At 57.6% G+C, this 14,669-nt stretch carries 11 protein-coding genes; 5 read left to right on the top strand and 6 right to left on the bottom strand.

Annotated elements, in window-relative coordinates:
* The first annotated feature begins 110 nt into the window (after positions 1-110).
* The gene (locus FPZ49_RS09190) at positions 111-872 is read left to right on the top strand and encodes a DUF554 domain-containing protein (protein ID WP_144845789.1); all 762 of its coding nucleotides are present in this window, start codon (positions 111-113) and stop codon (positions 870-872) included.
* 90 nt (positions 873-962) lie between these two features.
* On the opposite strand, the gene htpG is transcribed toward FPZ49_RS09190, so the two are convergent.
* Positions 963-2,843, bottom strand: coding sequence for a molecular chaperone HtpG (htpG, locus tag FPZ49_RS09185; RefSeq protein WP_144845787.1), 1,881 nt, complete (start codon positions 2,841-2,843; stop codon positions 963-965).
* 203 nt (positions 2,844-3,046) lie between these two features.
* Between htpG and FPZ49_RS09180 the strand changes: the two genes are divergently transcribed.
* Positions 3,047-4,798 (top strand): ABC transporter ATP-binding protein, encoded by a 1,752-nt coding sequence (locus tag FPZ49_RS09180; RefSeq protein ID WP_144845785.1) that lies wholly within the window; start codon positions 3,047-3,049, stop codon positions 4,796-4,798.
* 36 nt (positions 4,799-4,834) lie between these two features.
* Complete coding sequence (locus tag FPZ49_RS09175; protein WP_144845783.1) at positions 4,835-6,991, top strand: ABC transporter ATP-binding protein; 2,157 nt, start codon at positions 4,835-4,837, stop codon at positions 6,989-6,991.
* Positions 6,992-7,064: 73 nt separating this feature from the next.
* Here the strand turns inward: FPZ49_RS09175 and FPZ49_RS09170 are convergent, their stop codons facing one another.
* Positions 7,065-7,730 (bottom strand): thiamine diphosphokinase, encoded by a 666-nt coding sequence (locus FPZ49_RS09170; RefSeq protein WP_144845781.1) that lies wholly within the window; start codon positions 7,728-7,730, stop codon positions 7,065-7,067.
* Positions 7,731-7,899: 169 nt separating this feature from the next.
* Here FPZ49_RS09170 and FPZ49_RS09165 point away from each other — a divergent pair, with 169 nt between their 5' ends.
* Positions 7,900-8,631: a phytanoyl-CoA dioxygenase family protein gene (locus tag FPZ49_RS09165; protein WP_144845779.1), complete on the top strand. Its 732-nt coding sequence runs from the start codon at positions 7,900-7,902 to the stop codon at positions 8,629-8,631.
* 97 nt (positions 8,632-8,728) lie between these two features.
* Positions 8,729-9,589, top strand: coding sequence for an AraC family transcriptional regulator (locus FPZ49_RS09160; protein ID WP_186445702.1), 861 nt, complete (start codon positions 8,729-8,731; stop codon positions 9,587-9,589).
* Between the two features lie 19 nt (positions 9,590-9,608).
* Here FPZ49_RS09160 and FPZ49_RS09155 read toward each other — a convergent pair whose 3' ends face one another.
* From FPZ49_RS09155 to FPZ49_RS09140, 4 genes are all read right to left on the bottom strand, one after another.
* A complete protein-coding gene (locus tag FPZ49_RS09155; RefSeq protein WP_144845775.1) occupies positions 9,609-10,796 on the bottom strand; it encodes a conserved virulence factor C family protein in 1,188 nt (395 codons plus the stop codon).
* A 90-nt stretch (positions 10,797-10,886) separates the two neighbouring features.
* Positions 10,887-11,477: a guanylate kinase gene (locus FPZ49_RS09150; protein ID WP_144845773.1), complete on the bottom strand. Its 591-nt coding sequence runs from the start codon at positions 11,475-11,477 to the stop codon at positions 10,887-10,889.
* A 249-nt stretch (positions 11,478-11,726) separates the two neighbouring features.
* Entirely contained in the window at positions 11,727-13,781 is a 2,055-nt protein-coding gene (locus FPZ49_RS09145) for a DEAD/DEAH box helicase (protein ID WP_144845771.1), read from the bottom strand.
* A gap of 128 nt (positions 13,782-13,909) precedes the next feature.
* Positions 13,910-14,635 carry a YhcN/YlaJ family sporulation lipoprotein gene (locus tag FPZ49_RS09140; protein WP_261381330.1) on the bottom strand — a complete coding sequence of 242 codons (726 nt, stop codon included), beginning with the start codon at positions 14,633-14,635 and terminating at the stop codon, positions 13,910-13,912.
* Positions 14,636-14,669 lie beyond the last annotated feature (34 nt).

The raw sequence follows: 14,669 nt of genomic DNA, 5'->3' as shown, positions 1-14,669 counted from the left end.
AGTATGAAACCGGCGGGCAAGCGAGCGGCATTGTCAGAGGCTTATTTTCGCGGTATGATGAACCGGGTAAGAAATCGATCCAAACACAGCTTAGAAGGGAATGTAGCGTAGTGGCTTTATGGGGAACGATCGTGAACGCCGCTGCCATCATCTTAGGAGGCCTGCTGGGCCTCTTTTTGCAGCGGATGAGCGACAGCGTCAGAAATACAGTGATGCAGGGCATCGGGATGGCGCTCGTGGCGCTGGGCTTGTCGATGGCGCTGAAGTCGGGGAATTTCCTGCTCATCGTCGGCAGCTTGGTGGTGGGAGGAGTGCTCGGTGAGTTGATAAACGTGGAAAAAGGGCTTGAGCGTCTCGGCGCGCAGCTGGAACGCGGTGTGCAGGCGGGAATGAAGCGCTTCAAGGGCGGAAGGGGAAGCAGCGAATCGAAGCAGGGCGGCATCGCCGTCGGCTTCGTCAACACGACGCTGATCTACTGCGTGGGAGCGATGGCGATTCTTGGCGCGATGGACAGCGGCTTGCGCGGCGATCATGTGGTGCTGTACACGAAATCGATGCTGGACGGCTTCACGGCGATTATTTTTGCCTCCACGATGGGGGTTGGGGTGCTGTTTTCGTCGGTGCCGGTGTTTTTGTATCAAGGAATTATTGCGCTGGCCTCCTCCGGGATCGCCTCGCTGATCGATAAAGCGATGCTCGACGAAATCATCGTGCAGCTGACGGCGGTCGGCGGCATTCTGATCATGGGAATCGGCGTCAACATGCTGGAGATTCGCAAAATCAACGTCGCCAACCTGCTCCCCTCGCTGGCCGTAGCCGCAGTGGCCGTGCCGCTCGTGAAGCATCTTGCCTTGTGGTGGGCGGGACAGTAGTCCGAGCCAACGCAAGTCATCGCAAACAAAAACAAAACCCGCACTGGACTTCAAGCCAGCGGCGGGTTTTGTCGATTTCGGGAGCCTATTTTACACCATGATCTTGCAAATATCGTTCGTAAATTCAACCGGATCGCTGATCGGCAAGCCTTCGATGAGAAGCGCTTGGTTGTACAGCAGGTGGGTGTAGAGCGTAAGCTTCTCTTTATCCTTGCTCAGCGCGTCCTTAAGGGAGCGGTACACTTCATGGTTCACGTTGATCTCGAGCACCTTGTCCGCTTTGACGTCTCCGCTGTTCGGCATCGCCTTCAAAATCTTTTCCATCTCGATCGTGACTTCGCCTTCCGTGGACAGGCAGACCGGATGGGACTTGAGCCGCTTGGACGCTTTCACCTTGGTCACTTTGCCGTTCAAGAGACCCGCCATGTAGTCGAACAATTCCTTATTCGCCGCTTCATCATTCTCCGATGCCTGATCCTTGTCCTCCGCTTCGATGCCCAGGTCGCCGCTAGAGACGGATTTGAATTCCTTCTCCTTATATTTCATCAGCATTTTGATGGCGAACTCGTCGATTTCGTCTGTGAAGTACAGGATTTCATAGCCCTTGTCCGCCACGAGCTCCGTTTGCGGCAGCTTCTCGATGCGGGCGTTGCTTTCTCCGGAAGCGTAGTAAATGTACTTTTGGTCTTCCTTCATGCGCGACACGTATTCGTCCAAGGTCACGAGCTTCTTCTCCGTCGAGGAGTAGAACATGAGGAGATCCTGCAGATCCTCTTTGTTCATGCCATAGTCGGCGTAGACACCATATTTTAACTGACGGCCAAACGCTTGGTAGAACTTGTCATACCCCTCGCGCTCGTCCTTCAGCAGGCTTTGCAGCTGGCTTTTGATTTTATTCTTAATGTTCTTGGCGATGAGCTTCAGTTGGCGGTCATGCTGCAGCAGCTCGCGGGAGATGTTAAGCGACAAATCCTCGGAGTCGACCATCCCTTTGACGAAGCTGAAGTAATCCGGCAGCAGATCGGCGCATTTGTCCATGATCAGCACGCCGTTGGAGTAGAGCTCAAGTCCTTTTTCGAACTCGCGGGTGTAATAATCGTATGGCGTATTTTCCGGGATGAACAAAATCGCATTGTAGACGACCGCGCCATCCGCGCTGATATGAATATGCTTGAGCGGCTTGTCGAAGCCGTAGCGCTTCTCGTAGTAGAAGTTCTCGTAATCCTCTGCTGTCAGCTCGTTTTTGTTTTTACGCCAGATCGGCACCATGCTGTTGACGGTTTGCTCTTCCTGCACTTCCTCGAACTCATTCTCGCTGCCTTCCTTCGGCTTGCGGGAGGTGACTTCCATCTTGATCGGGTAGCGGATGAAGTCCGAATATTTCTTGATGATCGCCTTAAGGCGGTATTCTTCGAGGAATTCATCGTATTGATCGTCTTCGGTGTTCGCTTTGATCTGCAGGGTGATCTCCGTACCTACGCTTGCTTTCTCGCAAGGCTCGATCGTGTAGCCATCCGCACCTTCGGATTCCCACTTGTAAGCCTCGTCGCTGCCGAGCGCCTTACTGATCACGGTAACGACATCTGCCACCATAAAAGCGGAGTAGAAGCCTACGCCGAATTGCCCAATAATGTTGTGGCCATCCTTCGCTTCATTCTCTTTCTTGAACGCCAGGGAACCGCTTTTGGCGATGACCCCGAGGTTGTTCTCGAGCTCTTCCTTCGTCATCCCAATCCCGGTATCGGAAAGGGTCAGCGTCCGGTTCGCTTTATCCGCCGTCACTTTAATATAGTAGTCTTCTTTATTGAACACCAGCCCATTGTCGGTGAGCGCTTTATAGTAAATTTTGTCGATGGCATCGCTCGCATTGGAGATCAGTTCTCTTAAAAAGATTTCCCGCTGCGTATAAATGGAATTAATCATCATTTCCAGTAGCCGCTTGGACTCTGCTTTAAACTCTTTCTTTGCCATGAACCTAGCTCCTCTCGATTGTTTAGCACTCTTAATTGATGAGTGCTAATTCTTCCTTTTATATACCATATTGCGATTTTTCATGTCAAGGGCTATGGTGAGTCGGACCACATCGTTAAAATGTTACTTGCCGATGCTCAATGCACCAAAATATGGTATTCTAGTGGATATCCCATGGGATGCTGAAAGGAGAGACAACCGCAATGTCATTTATAGCTCGTTTATCGTGGTTTTTTCGCGAACGCTGGGGCCGGTATCTGCTAGCGATCGTGCTGATGGCCACGGTAAGCATCTTAAATATTATTCCGCCCAAAATGATCGGAGGTGTCATTGACGAAATTCGCACCGGGTCGCTGACGGCGGAAGGTCTTCGGCACGCAGTGCTGCTGCTGGTCTGTCTAGCGGTTGCGATGTACGGCATGATTTACGTGTGGATCACGACGCTGTTCGGCAACTCCGTGCTGCTGGAAAAGCTGCTGCGTGGCAGACTACTGCAGCATTTGACGCGGATGACGCCATCCTTTTTTCAAAAAAATACGACCGGTGAGCTGATGGCGCTGGCTACCAACGATGTGCTGGCGATTGGCCAAACGTCCGGCTACGGCGTCATGACGCTGGTCACTACAGTGGTCGGCATCGCGGTCGTGCTGATCACCATGATTTCGCTGATTAGCTGGAAGCTGATGCTGGCCGCCTTAATCCCGCTGCCGCTGCTCACCGTGCTGATCAGCGTGCTGGGCAAGCAGACGCGCAAGCGGTTTGTGGCGGCGCAGGCGTCCTTCGGTCGCATGAACGATCAAGCGCTGGAGTCGATCTCCGGGATGCGCGTCATTCGCTCGTATGTGCAGGAGGATCACGATCTGGCGGCGTTCGACCGCGTCACCCGCGATGTGATGGAGAAGAACGTGCGTGTCTCGGCGATCAACGCGTTGTTTCATCCTACGATCTCGGTGATCGTCGGCATGAGCTATGTGATCGGCATCGGCTACGGCGCGAATCTGGTCTTTCACAATGAAATTACACTGGGGCAGCTCGTCTCGTTCAATATTTACCTCGGCATGTTGATTTGGCCGATGATCTCCTTCGGCGAGTTCATCAACGTGCTGCAGCGCGGAACGGCTTCGGTCGACCGGCTGTCCCGCAGCTTCGAGCAGCAGGCCGATGTGCAGGACCCGGCGAAGCCCGTGGAGCTGGCAAGGCCGGAATCGATCGAGCTGCGCGAGCTGACGTTCCGCTATCCGGGTGCAACAAGCGACAGCCTGAGCGGTGTCTCGCTCCGCTTGGAGCGCGGGCAGACGCTGGGCATCGTCGGGCGTACCGGCGGCGGCAAGAGCACGCTGCTCAAGCAGCTGCTCCGCTTCTATCCCGTGGCGCCGGGCAGCGTCCGGCTGTCGGATGTGCCGGTGGAGCAGCTGGCGACAGAGCGCATCCGCGGGTGGATCGGCTACGTGCCGCAGGAGCATCTGCTGCTCTCCAAGACCGTGCGCGACAACATTGCGCTCGGGCGGCCGGACGCTTCGCCGGAAGCGATCAGCCGGGTGATCGAGATGGCCTCGTTCACGGAGGACGTGAAGCAGCTCCCGGACGGGCTGCAGACAATCGTCGGCGAGAACGGCGTCATGCTCTCCGGTGGTCAAAAGCAGCGGGTGAGCATCGCCCGGGCGCTGCTGATCGATCCGGAGATTCTTATGCTCGACGATTCGCTCTCCGCCGTGGACGCCCGTACGGAAAGTGCAATCCTCGGGCATATCCGCGCCGAACGCGCCGGCAAAACGACGCTCATCGCCACCCACCGGCTCTCCGCGGTCATGCACGCCGATTGGATCATCGTGCTCGAAGACGGCCGCATTGCCGAGGAAGGGACGCATGAGCAGCTCATGCTGTTCGGCGGCTGGTACAAAGAGCAGTTCGAGCGCCAGCAGCTGGAGGCGCATTTGCTCGAGGCTTCATTATAAGATGCAGAGGAAGGACGTGCGAAGGAAGGCATGAGCATGGATCCGAATTCCAATTCCAATAATATCAACAATCTGTCTAGTGAGAAGACGCATATCTTCAAGCGATTGATGGCGTATGCGATGCTGTTCAAGTTTCGCATTGCCGCCGCGCTGTTAGTGCTCTGCTGTGCGGTAGGGGCGGAGCTCGCGGGACCGTTCATCGCGAAAACGATCATCGACCGCCATATCGGTGCCATCCAGCAGCCCTGGTACGAGCTGAACGCCGGAATGAGCTTGCCCGCGGATATGAAGCGGGTGGGGCTGTTAGGCAGCACGTTTGTGCGGGAGGATTGGGCGCCGGGCGCAGCGGTCGATCGCACAGGCTGGAAGCCGGTACGCATTCTGCAGCTGGGGAACGGGATGGTTTTGCTGCGGGAGCCGGCGGCGTTTGACCAAGGCAGCTGGGCGCTGGTGGGCGAAGGCGGGAGCACGGATAAGAGTGCCGAGGCCCAAGTTCAGGTTCGCCAAACGCTCCCCGGCGGGGAGACGAAGACGTATCCTGCACTGAAGCTATCTGAGGCAGAAGTCTGGCAGTTCTACGCGAACGACGTCGGCCCGGTGATTCGCTGGCTGGCGCTCTTCGTCGGCCTCCTGCTTGTGGGCAGCGCGCTGCATTACGTGCAGGCGTTCACCCTGCAGACGACGGCGCTGCGCATCATTCAGCGCATGCGCATGGACTTAATGCGCCACATCCAGCGTATTCCGATCCGCTATTTTGACAACACGCCGATCGGCCAGGTCGTCTCGCGGATCGCCAACGATACGGAGGCCATCCGCGATCTGTTCATGAGCTTCATGGCCACCTTCGTGGTCAGCACGATCAACATCACGGGCATCTACATCGCCTTGTTCCTGTTGGATGCGAGGCTGGCGCTGGTGACGCTGCTGTTCATGCCGCTGTTTACGGTCGTGGTCATGGTGCATCTCAAGTTTTCCAAAAAGTACGTCATGGTCATGCGCGCAAGACTCAGCGATATGAACGCAATGATTAACGAATCGATCAACGTGATGCCGATTTTGCAGGCGTTCCGCCAAGAGAAAAATCGGCTGCAGGAGTTTGAGAAGCTCAATGACGACCGGTACCAGAATAACCGGAAGCAGATGCGGGTGTTCTCGTTGTCATCGCGTAATTTTACCGGCTTGGTCGGCTCTTTGTTTACGGCCTGTGCGATTTGGTATTTTGGCGGCAAGTCGCTTCAGTCGGCCATTTCGTTCGGGGTGTTCTACGCGTTTATTGACTACACGGGGCGGTTTTTTCAGCCGATCATCGGCATTTTCGATCAAATCATGAATGCGCAGCGCGCGATCATCTCGGCCGAGAAGGTGTTTCACATCATGGACATCGAGGGCTCGGAAATTGCTAAGACCGATGAAGTGCCGCGTCCAGAAGGCCGTGTCGTGTTCGACAACGTCACCTTCGGCTACAAGATCGGCGAGCCGGTGCTGCAAGGCATCTCCTTCGAAGCGAAAAAGGGCGAAACGATTGCGCTCGTCGGGCACACCGGCTCCGGCAAAAGCTCGATCATGAATTTGCTGCTCGGCTTCTATGAGCCGACGGAGGGCGAGATTCGGATCGATGGTCGCGAGATCCGTTCGATGTCAAAGCAGGCGCTGCGCAAGCATATGGGCATCGTGCTGCAGGATCCGTTCCTGTTCGCGGGCGATATCAAGTTCAACGTGAGCTTGTACAATGACAGGATCAGCCTCGACCAGGTGAAAAAAGCGCTCGCCGACGTCGGCGCCGCCTCCTTCGTGGAGCAGCTGCCCGGCGGCTACGACGAGCCGGTGGTGGAGCGGGGCAGCACCTTGTCTGCGGGGCAGCGGCAGCTGATCTCCTTCGCCCGGGCGCTCGCCTTTGATCCGGCCATCCTCATTCTCGATGAGGCGACGGCCAGCATCGACAGCGAGACGGAAGGGCTGATACAGGAGGCGCTGCGCGTGGTGAGCGAAGGGCGGACCACCTTCGTTATCGCACACCGGCTATCGACGATCCGCGAGGCGGATCAAATTCTGGTGCTCCACCGCGGTCAGATCGTGGAGCGCGGCAACCACGAGCAGCTGATGAAGCTGCAGGGCCGCTATTACCGGATGTACCAGCTCCAATCCGGCGTCAAGGAAGGCGGAGCGGGAGCGGCGGCCGTCATCCCGACTTGAGCCAGCAGCGCAAAAAAGCACGAAACCTAACATGGTGCCCCTTGGTGGGCATCCCGTTGGTTCCGTGCTTTTTTCAGTCTGCTGCGGGCGCCGCCGTATCCGTGCTCTGGATGACGAGCAGGAGGCCGTCCCGCACCGTGATCGTGCCGATTTCCCCCAGCAGCACATTGCTGATCCCCAGCGATTGGCCGATCGTCAACGTGGCGTCCTGCAGCGGGTACTGGAACCCCTGCAGCGTGATGCCGGTCACTTCAAGGCTAAGCGGCAGCAGCGACACGTAGTCGTACCGCCCGCGCTGCACCGTCAAGCTCGCCCGCCCGTCCATGAGCGTGAGCGCGTTATGCCCATCCACGATGCGGCACGGCACACCGCGCTCGAGCGCCTTGCGCAGCAGATGGACGTTGGCCAGCGAGTGGTCCCAGCGTGTGCCGAGCGCACCGCAGAGCACGAGCTCGCCCGCCCCTTGGTCGAGCGCCCACGTCACGGCCATGTCCGTGTCCGTTAAGTCTTTGAGCACGGGATCGCACGAGAGCAGCTGATCGCTGGCTTCCCGCACCTGCTCCAGCTCGCTCTCGGAGATCGAGTCGAAGTCGCCGAGTGACATGGACGGCCGGTACCCATGCTCAACCAAATAAAGCGCACCCCGATCCGCCCCGACCAGTACGTCGCCTTCGGCAATTTCTCGGAGCGCCCAAGGACCCAGCATCCCTCCGGAAAATATCACATATCGTTGTTTCATGTTGTAAGCCTCCATCCGATCATTCCAACCTATACCGACATTATAGCAGTTCGGGCGGAACAACGGCATCTGAAGATACGCTAACTTTTGCCTACGATTCCATAAGTCATTTTTACGAAAGAAGATTATAGTGAAAGGGTGGAACCAATTAGCGAGGAGGGTGTTGTTCATGAGTACGCTGACCGTTGATCAAGTGAGGGACTACGAGAAGAACGGCTATTATCTGTACAAAAGCCAACTGTTTTCGCCGGAGGAGCTGCAGGAGCTGACGGACATTTTTGAAGAGCAGCTGGCGCAAAAGGGGAGCAAGCTGTCCGATGAGCTGGATACACCGCATTTTCGCGAGGAGCGGCTGCTGAAGTTTTTGCTGCATGACAAAGTGCTCGATCTGGTCGAGCCGATTCTCGGGCCGAACATCGGACTGTGGTCCAGTCACTTTATTTGTAAGGATCCTTACGTAGGGCGGGCTACCCCTTGGCATGAGGACTCCGCGTATTGGAAGGGGCGGCTGAACGGCTTCGATAAGATCGTGACCGTGTGGCTGGCTATCGACCGGAGCAACAAGGAGAACGGCTGCATGCGCGTCCTTCCCGGTACGCACAACAACGGATTTTCCGACTATGAGGAAGTGGACGGCAGCAAAAACCTGTTCCGCACCCAAATTAAAAATATCGACGACAGCAAGGCCGTGTACTTCGAGCTGGAGCGAGGGGAGTGCTCGCTGCACGACTCGAGGATCATTCATGGTGCCACGCCCAATACAAGCCCGTACCGCCGGTGCGGGTATACGATGCGGTACTTTTCCACGGAGCGCAAGGTGCTTCCAGAACGGAACCCGAATTTCAAAATTTGGCTAGCTCGAGGAAAAGATATCGCAGGCAGCCCATTCGTAAACGCGTAAACGCAGTGCGAGCGAGGAGAGGTCTGGATTTTTCGGGACACGGCGCTTACACTGATATTATTGAAGCAAAATGGATCGGTTCAAAGGAGTGGAAGGGATGAGAAGCGGGAATCAGCAGCCAAGGCGTCTGACGAACGACCAGTTCTTGTCGCCGTCCGCTCCTTTTCATATTTATCATCAGCTGGTGCGGGAGAGGTGGGAGCTGCATTGGCATGAGTTTTATGAGCTCTGCTTTGTGATCGGCGGCAGCGGGACCAATATTTTGAATGGGGAGCCGCACAGGCTGGCGCCTGGCAGTATGTTTTTGCTCACGCCTGCGGATTTTCATGAGATTTATCCGGATGACGGCGGCCGAATCGAGCTGTTTAACGTCGTGTTCAAAGAGGGATGCGTCGACGAAGCCATTCATGAGCTGCTGTTCCGGGATTTGGCCGAACTGGCTGTCCGGTTCGAAGCAGAGCAGGCGTCCGGCATGGAGGCGGAGTTCCGGCGCATATGGAAGGAAGCGATGGAGCCGCGGACTGGAGGAGCGATGGTGGTGCGCGGCACATTGGAGCGCATTCTCATTGAGCTCGTCCGCGAGTGTGAGCGCCAGACTCTGGAATTCAGGAAGCTTGGCGAGTCCGGCTCGACCCTGTATCCAACGGTGCATCGGGCGCTCGTGTATATGCATCACCATTTCCGCAGCCCCTTGACCCTGGAGGACGCAGCAGGGCAGGCGCAGCTGCATCCGAATTATTTTAGCGAGTGCTTTCGCAAAATGACTGGACACTCCTTCCAGCAGTATTTGCTGGATCTGCGCCTTACGTTTGCGCGGTCGCTGCTTACCGCCTCCGATCTGCCGGTGACGGAAATTTGCCATGCCTCCGGCTTTAACACGCTGACGCATTTCGAGCGGGTGTTCAAGCGGAGGTTCGGACAATCGCCGCGGCATTATATGCGGAAAAGCCAGCGCTAGCCTCCTTGGCTCCGTCAGTTTATGGCTGATTGCGGCGCGTCATTTGCTGCCAGACCGAGCCTTCCGCCGCCTGACCGCCTTCGATGCGCTCCAAGGCCATGCGGATCTGCATGCGGACCTCGAACTCGGGATCTTCCTGAGCTTGATGCAATGCAGGCAGCGACTGCTCGTCACCGACCTCGTATAAAAAACGGGCTGCCCGCCAACGAACCAACTTGTTCGAATCCTGCAGGGCGCCGATCATCGCTTCCTGTGCTGCGGGATCGCCCAAATCGGACAGCGTATCCCCAGCCGTTCGGCGCACTGATGCAGAGCTGTCGCGCAACGCCTGGTATAAGTAAGGGAGCACCTCCGGATCCTTCAGATCGCCGATATAAACGGCCGCTAGCCGGCGCACAGTAGACTGCTCGTCGCGAAGTGCTTGAATCAGCAGCGGCAGCGTGGTTTGCGAGGGCTTGATTTGCTGCAGGGCGGCGTAGCGCTGCTTCCAGTCTTCGGAGCTGAGCTGCTTCTGCGTTTCTTCGTAGCTGAGCGAGCGGCGTCCGGTGTCAGCCAGCGCTTTGGCCTCGCCGGTGAGCGGTCCTGCTGCCGCTTGTTCGATCAAGTGCTCCAGCTGCTCATCGCTGTAGGTGGCGTCCAGCTCTTGAACCACCTCGTCCAGCACCTCCTTCAGCTCGCCGTATCTCGTATCCCATTCATCAAGGGAACGTTCTTTAATGAGGTTCGGGGAAGCGGAGGCAGCCCGAATGGCGGCGTCGCTGAACCGCTGCGGCAGCGCGGCACGCTGCTCTTCCAGTCCGTTCGAGACGCGAACCTGCAGCGGCACGCCGCGAAAATGCTGGAGCAGCACCTTCACTTCTCCGAAGCTGGTGTTTTGGTCTGAGGTCTGGGCTTGTGCGGCAGCGGTTGTCGGTTGAGCGTTGGGCTGCTGCTGCTGCCCAGCGCCGATTTCACCGAGGATCTCCCGCGCCTGAGCCAAAATATGCTGCCAGTCCCCTTTGGGAAGCCGGTCTAAGGCGATGAAATCCGCTGCGCGGTACAGGCTTTTCACGCCCTGCACGGCGAGCAGCTTTTGGAGCTCCGGCTCGGGCGCGGTGGCCGCTTGTTCGCGGGTAAACGTCTGTCTGACGCCGTCGGGAAGACGAGTCGATAGGTTGAGCTTCATCGTATTGGGGCTTGGTGTAGGTTCGATGGAAATGATAGGCATAACAGGTTGCGCCTCCTAATATGTTCGCTAAAAAGGACCGCGGCTCATTTGAGCCAGCCGGTCCTTTAATTTGTTTTGTGTATAATTCGATTAGTCCAGATCCAGCAGCTTGCGGTGCAAGTAGCGGTCATCGAGCACCTTGGTCAGATCGAAGACGGTGTGCGCCAGATCCGTATTTTCAAACGCGTGCTCACAGGACTCTTTATAAGCCATTTCTTCTTCAAAATGGGACATGTACCGGTTAATCAGCTCTTGTGAATCACCGCGCTCCTGCTCCCGTTTCAGGACGGTTTCGCGGTCGGCATAGATGAAGATCCGGACCACACGATCGCCGTAAATGCTCTTGAGCGTCTCCGCTCCGTATCGATTCAGAATCAGATACACCGCGCCATGAGCTTGAAGCATTTCGGCGACATCGGCACCCTTGATCCCGTACCGGTTGCCATCGATTTCGATGACCTCGACAAAGGCTTTGTCACCCTCGGCTTGAGCAAATTGCTCTTTGGATACGAAATGATAATCTTGACCGTCGACTTCGGATGAACGGGGGGTTCGTGTGGTGTATGAAATGACCTGTCTCATACCCAGCGTGCTGCCGGACATTTGCGCCACCGTTCTTCGACCGGCCCCATTGGGACCCGTAAAAACAAAAATCAGTTCCTTATCCTTCAATTCGTACATAGAAACCCTCCTTCGTTTGGGAAGTGTGCAGTTCCTTGCCGATGAGACTACCACTATCTTATCATGGCCCTGCAAAGGAGGTAAAGCATTACCAGGTGCTAAAGCACTCGGATGGTCAAAAAAGCCAGTGCCCAGCTTTGGAGCTTCATTTGCTCAGAAGCCTTGCTGCGCAGGCGGTTTGGGAATTCATCCAAACTGATGCTATTGTGAAAGTATTGGATGTAGTTTCCAGAAATTTATAGCTGTTGATTAACGTCCCCGACCACGCGGTCCGCTGCTTTTGCCGCTGTTACGCGCGCCCGCGCCGCCGGATTTCGCTCCGCCACGCCCAGCATCGCCGCCGCGGCCTGCTCGTGCGCCTGCGCTCTGCCCGCGCGCTGCCGTCACTCCACGCTTGCTCGGCGCCGAGTTGAACCACTCGTCGCCACCGCGCCCGCGCTCCGCACCGCTGCTGCGCTCACCGCCGCGCGCCCGCTCCGCACCGCTGCTGCGCTCGCCACCGCCCCCGCGCTCCGCACCGCTGCTGCGCTCGCCACCGCGCCCGCGCTCCGCGCCGAAGCTGCGCTCTCCGCCGCGCCCGCGCTCCACACCGCTGCTGCGCTCGCCACCGCGCCCGCGCTCCGCACCGAAGCTGCGCTCGCCGCCGCGCCCGCGCTCCGCACCGAAGCTGCGCTCGCCGCCGCGCGCCCGCTCCGCACCGCTGCTGCGCTCGCCACCGCGGCCGCGCCCGCGCTCCGCACCGAAGCTGCGCTCGCCGCCGCGCGCCCGCTCCGCACCGCTGCTGCGCTCGCCACCGCGCCCGCGCTCCGCGCCGAAGCTACGCTCGCCGCCGCGCACCCGCTCCGCACCGCTGCTGCGCTCGCCACCGCGTCCGCGCTCCGCACCGCTGCTGCGCTCGCCGCCGCGCCCGCGCTCCGCACCGCTGCTGCGCTCACCGCCGCGTCCGCGCTCCGCGCCGAAGCTGCGCTCGCCACCGCTGCTGCGCTCGCCACCGCGCCCGCGCTCCGCACCGCTGCTGCGCTCACCGCTGCGCCCGCGCTCCGCACCGCTGCTGCGCTCGCCGCCGCGTCCACGCTCCGCGCCGCTGCTGCGCCCTGCACTCCGGCCGCGTCCTGTACCTCGCCCTTCGCCACCACGTCCACGTCCGCCGCGTACCGTCTCGCCCGCAATCTCCACCTCGCGATCCGAGGCCTTCGCCGAACGCGTCGTGAGCGAAGCCTTAATCCCTTTCTCGATAAGCTCGAGATAGTAGGCATCGCGCGGCGCGGCGAAGGTGATCGCCTTACCGGTTTGTCCGGCCCGGCCTGTGCGGCCGATCCGGTGAATATAGCTTTCCGCATCGTGCGGAATGTCATAGTTGAACACATGCGTGATGCCTTCGACATCCAGTCCGCGGGCGGCGATATCCGTCGCTACGAGAAACTGGATTTTCGCGTCGCGGAACCGTTTCATCACTTGCTCGCGCTTCGCTTGGGTCAGATCGCCATGCAGCTCATCGCAGGCGTACCCGCGTTCCAGCAGCTCGTTGTTAAGTTTGCTTGCCCGCAGCTTCGTCCGGCAAAAAATCATCGCCAAGTACGGCGCTTCCTCGTCAATCGACTTGCAAAGCGCGTCCAGCTTCCCGCGATCGGAAGTCTTAAGCACTACTTGCTCAATCTCATCGAGTGTTACGCGTTTCGCCTTTACTTCAATTTCGACCGCCGGCTTCATATAAGCCTTGGCGAGATCGCGAATCTTTGGCGGCATCGTCGCCGAGAAGAGCAGCGTCTGCCGCCGGCTTGGCGTGACGGAAATAATCTGCTCCACTTCCGGCAGAAAGCCCATATGCAGCATTTGATCGGCTTCGTCCAACACCAGCACGGCCAGCTTGTGCAGCTGTACCGTTTCACGGCGCATATGATCGAGCAGTCGTCCTGGTGTTGCTACAATAATATGTACATTGCCTTCGAGCTTGCGAATTTGCCGCTCGACGTCCTGTCCGCCGTAGCAGGAAAGCACTCGCAGCCCTTTAATCGGAGCAAGGCGCTTGACCTCATCGGTAATCTGAATGGCCAGCTCCCTGGTTGGCGTCACGATCAGCGCTTGAACGTGCTCACGCGACGGATCGATGCTCTCAAGAATCGGCAGCACAAAAGCAAGCGTTTTCCCCGTACCGGTCTGCGCTTGCGCAATCATATCGTTACCGGCAAACACGGCCGGGATCGCTTGCTTCTGGATCGGCGTCGGCTCGGTAATCCCCAACTGGCTCATCGCTTCAGCGATGGGCTCGCTTACACCAAGCTGGACAAAATCATTTTTCTTCATATTATAATGTCTCCTTATACAGTCCGATAGGCATTGGACTGCTTCTACTTAATATTGCATTCTACAGGAATCCCGAACAAAAAGAAACTGCACACGGCAGCCCGCCTTGTGCAGCTCTCGACAGCATCTTATTGCTCCCGGCCATTGGCCTCCGCTTGATTCGGGATGGTAGGGCTTGTGCCGAAGGTGCCCTCCACCAAAGATATGAATTGCTCACGGTAAGGCTCCAGCGACCGGCCGTTCCAGCTTTCCTTCGCGAGCTGGTTGAATTCGTTCACTACTGTTCGGTTGGCGGAAATATAGACGTCCTGAACGGACGGATCGAGCGAGCGGATTTTTTCCGCTATCTTCTGTTTGAACAAATGCGAGAGATGCTCATGATGCATTTCCGTCTCGGCGCCGTTGCCTGGAGAGATTAGAACGCTCGGATGCTGGGAATCGTCCTGCGGCGTATACGGATTGTACAAGCCCTTTACGATTCCATAATGGTTCGTTTCCGAACCGGCTCCGTATATTCCGCTGCCTCCTTTGGTGCCTGTTGCCGAGGCGTCGATCGTGATGGCCGTATACGCCACATTGTCTCCCATTATAATTATGGCGCTGCTTACGCCGTCCATTGCGGCGACCTGATCCGACAAAAATTGATTCATTTCCAGTTTGGTTACTTTGTGGGAAACCGGGGCATACTGCTGCTGAGTCTGATAAGCGCGGGAGGTGTCTTGACGCGGCGCATCCCTTTTGCTGCCGTAATTACTAGCGCTGTTGTAATCGTACTTGCTGAAGCAGCCGGTTAACAGAACCGTCGCCATGCTGATTGAGACCGCCGTCATCGTAAAGCGAGAAATTCGCACCATTGAAAACCTCCTTTTAAGAGTGGCGCTGCAATCA

Source organism: Paenibacillus cremeus, assembly GCF_007786445.1.
Classification (GTDB): Bacteria; Bacillota; Bacilli; order Paenibacillales; family NBRC-103111; genus Paenibacillus_G; species Paenibacillus_G cremeus.
The sequence above is the reverse complement of the archived record's forward strand: the minus strand, read 5'-3'. Positions and strand labels throughout refer to the sequence as shown.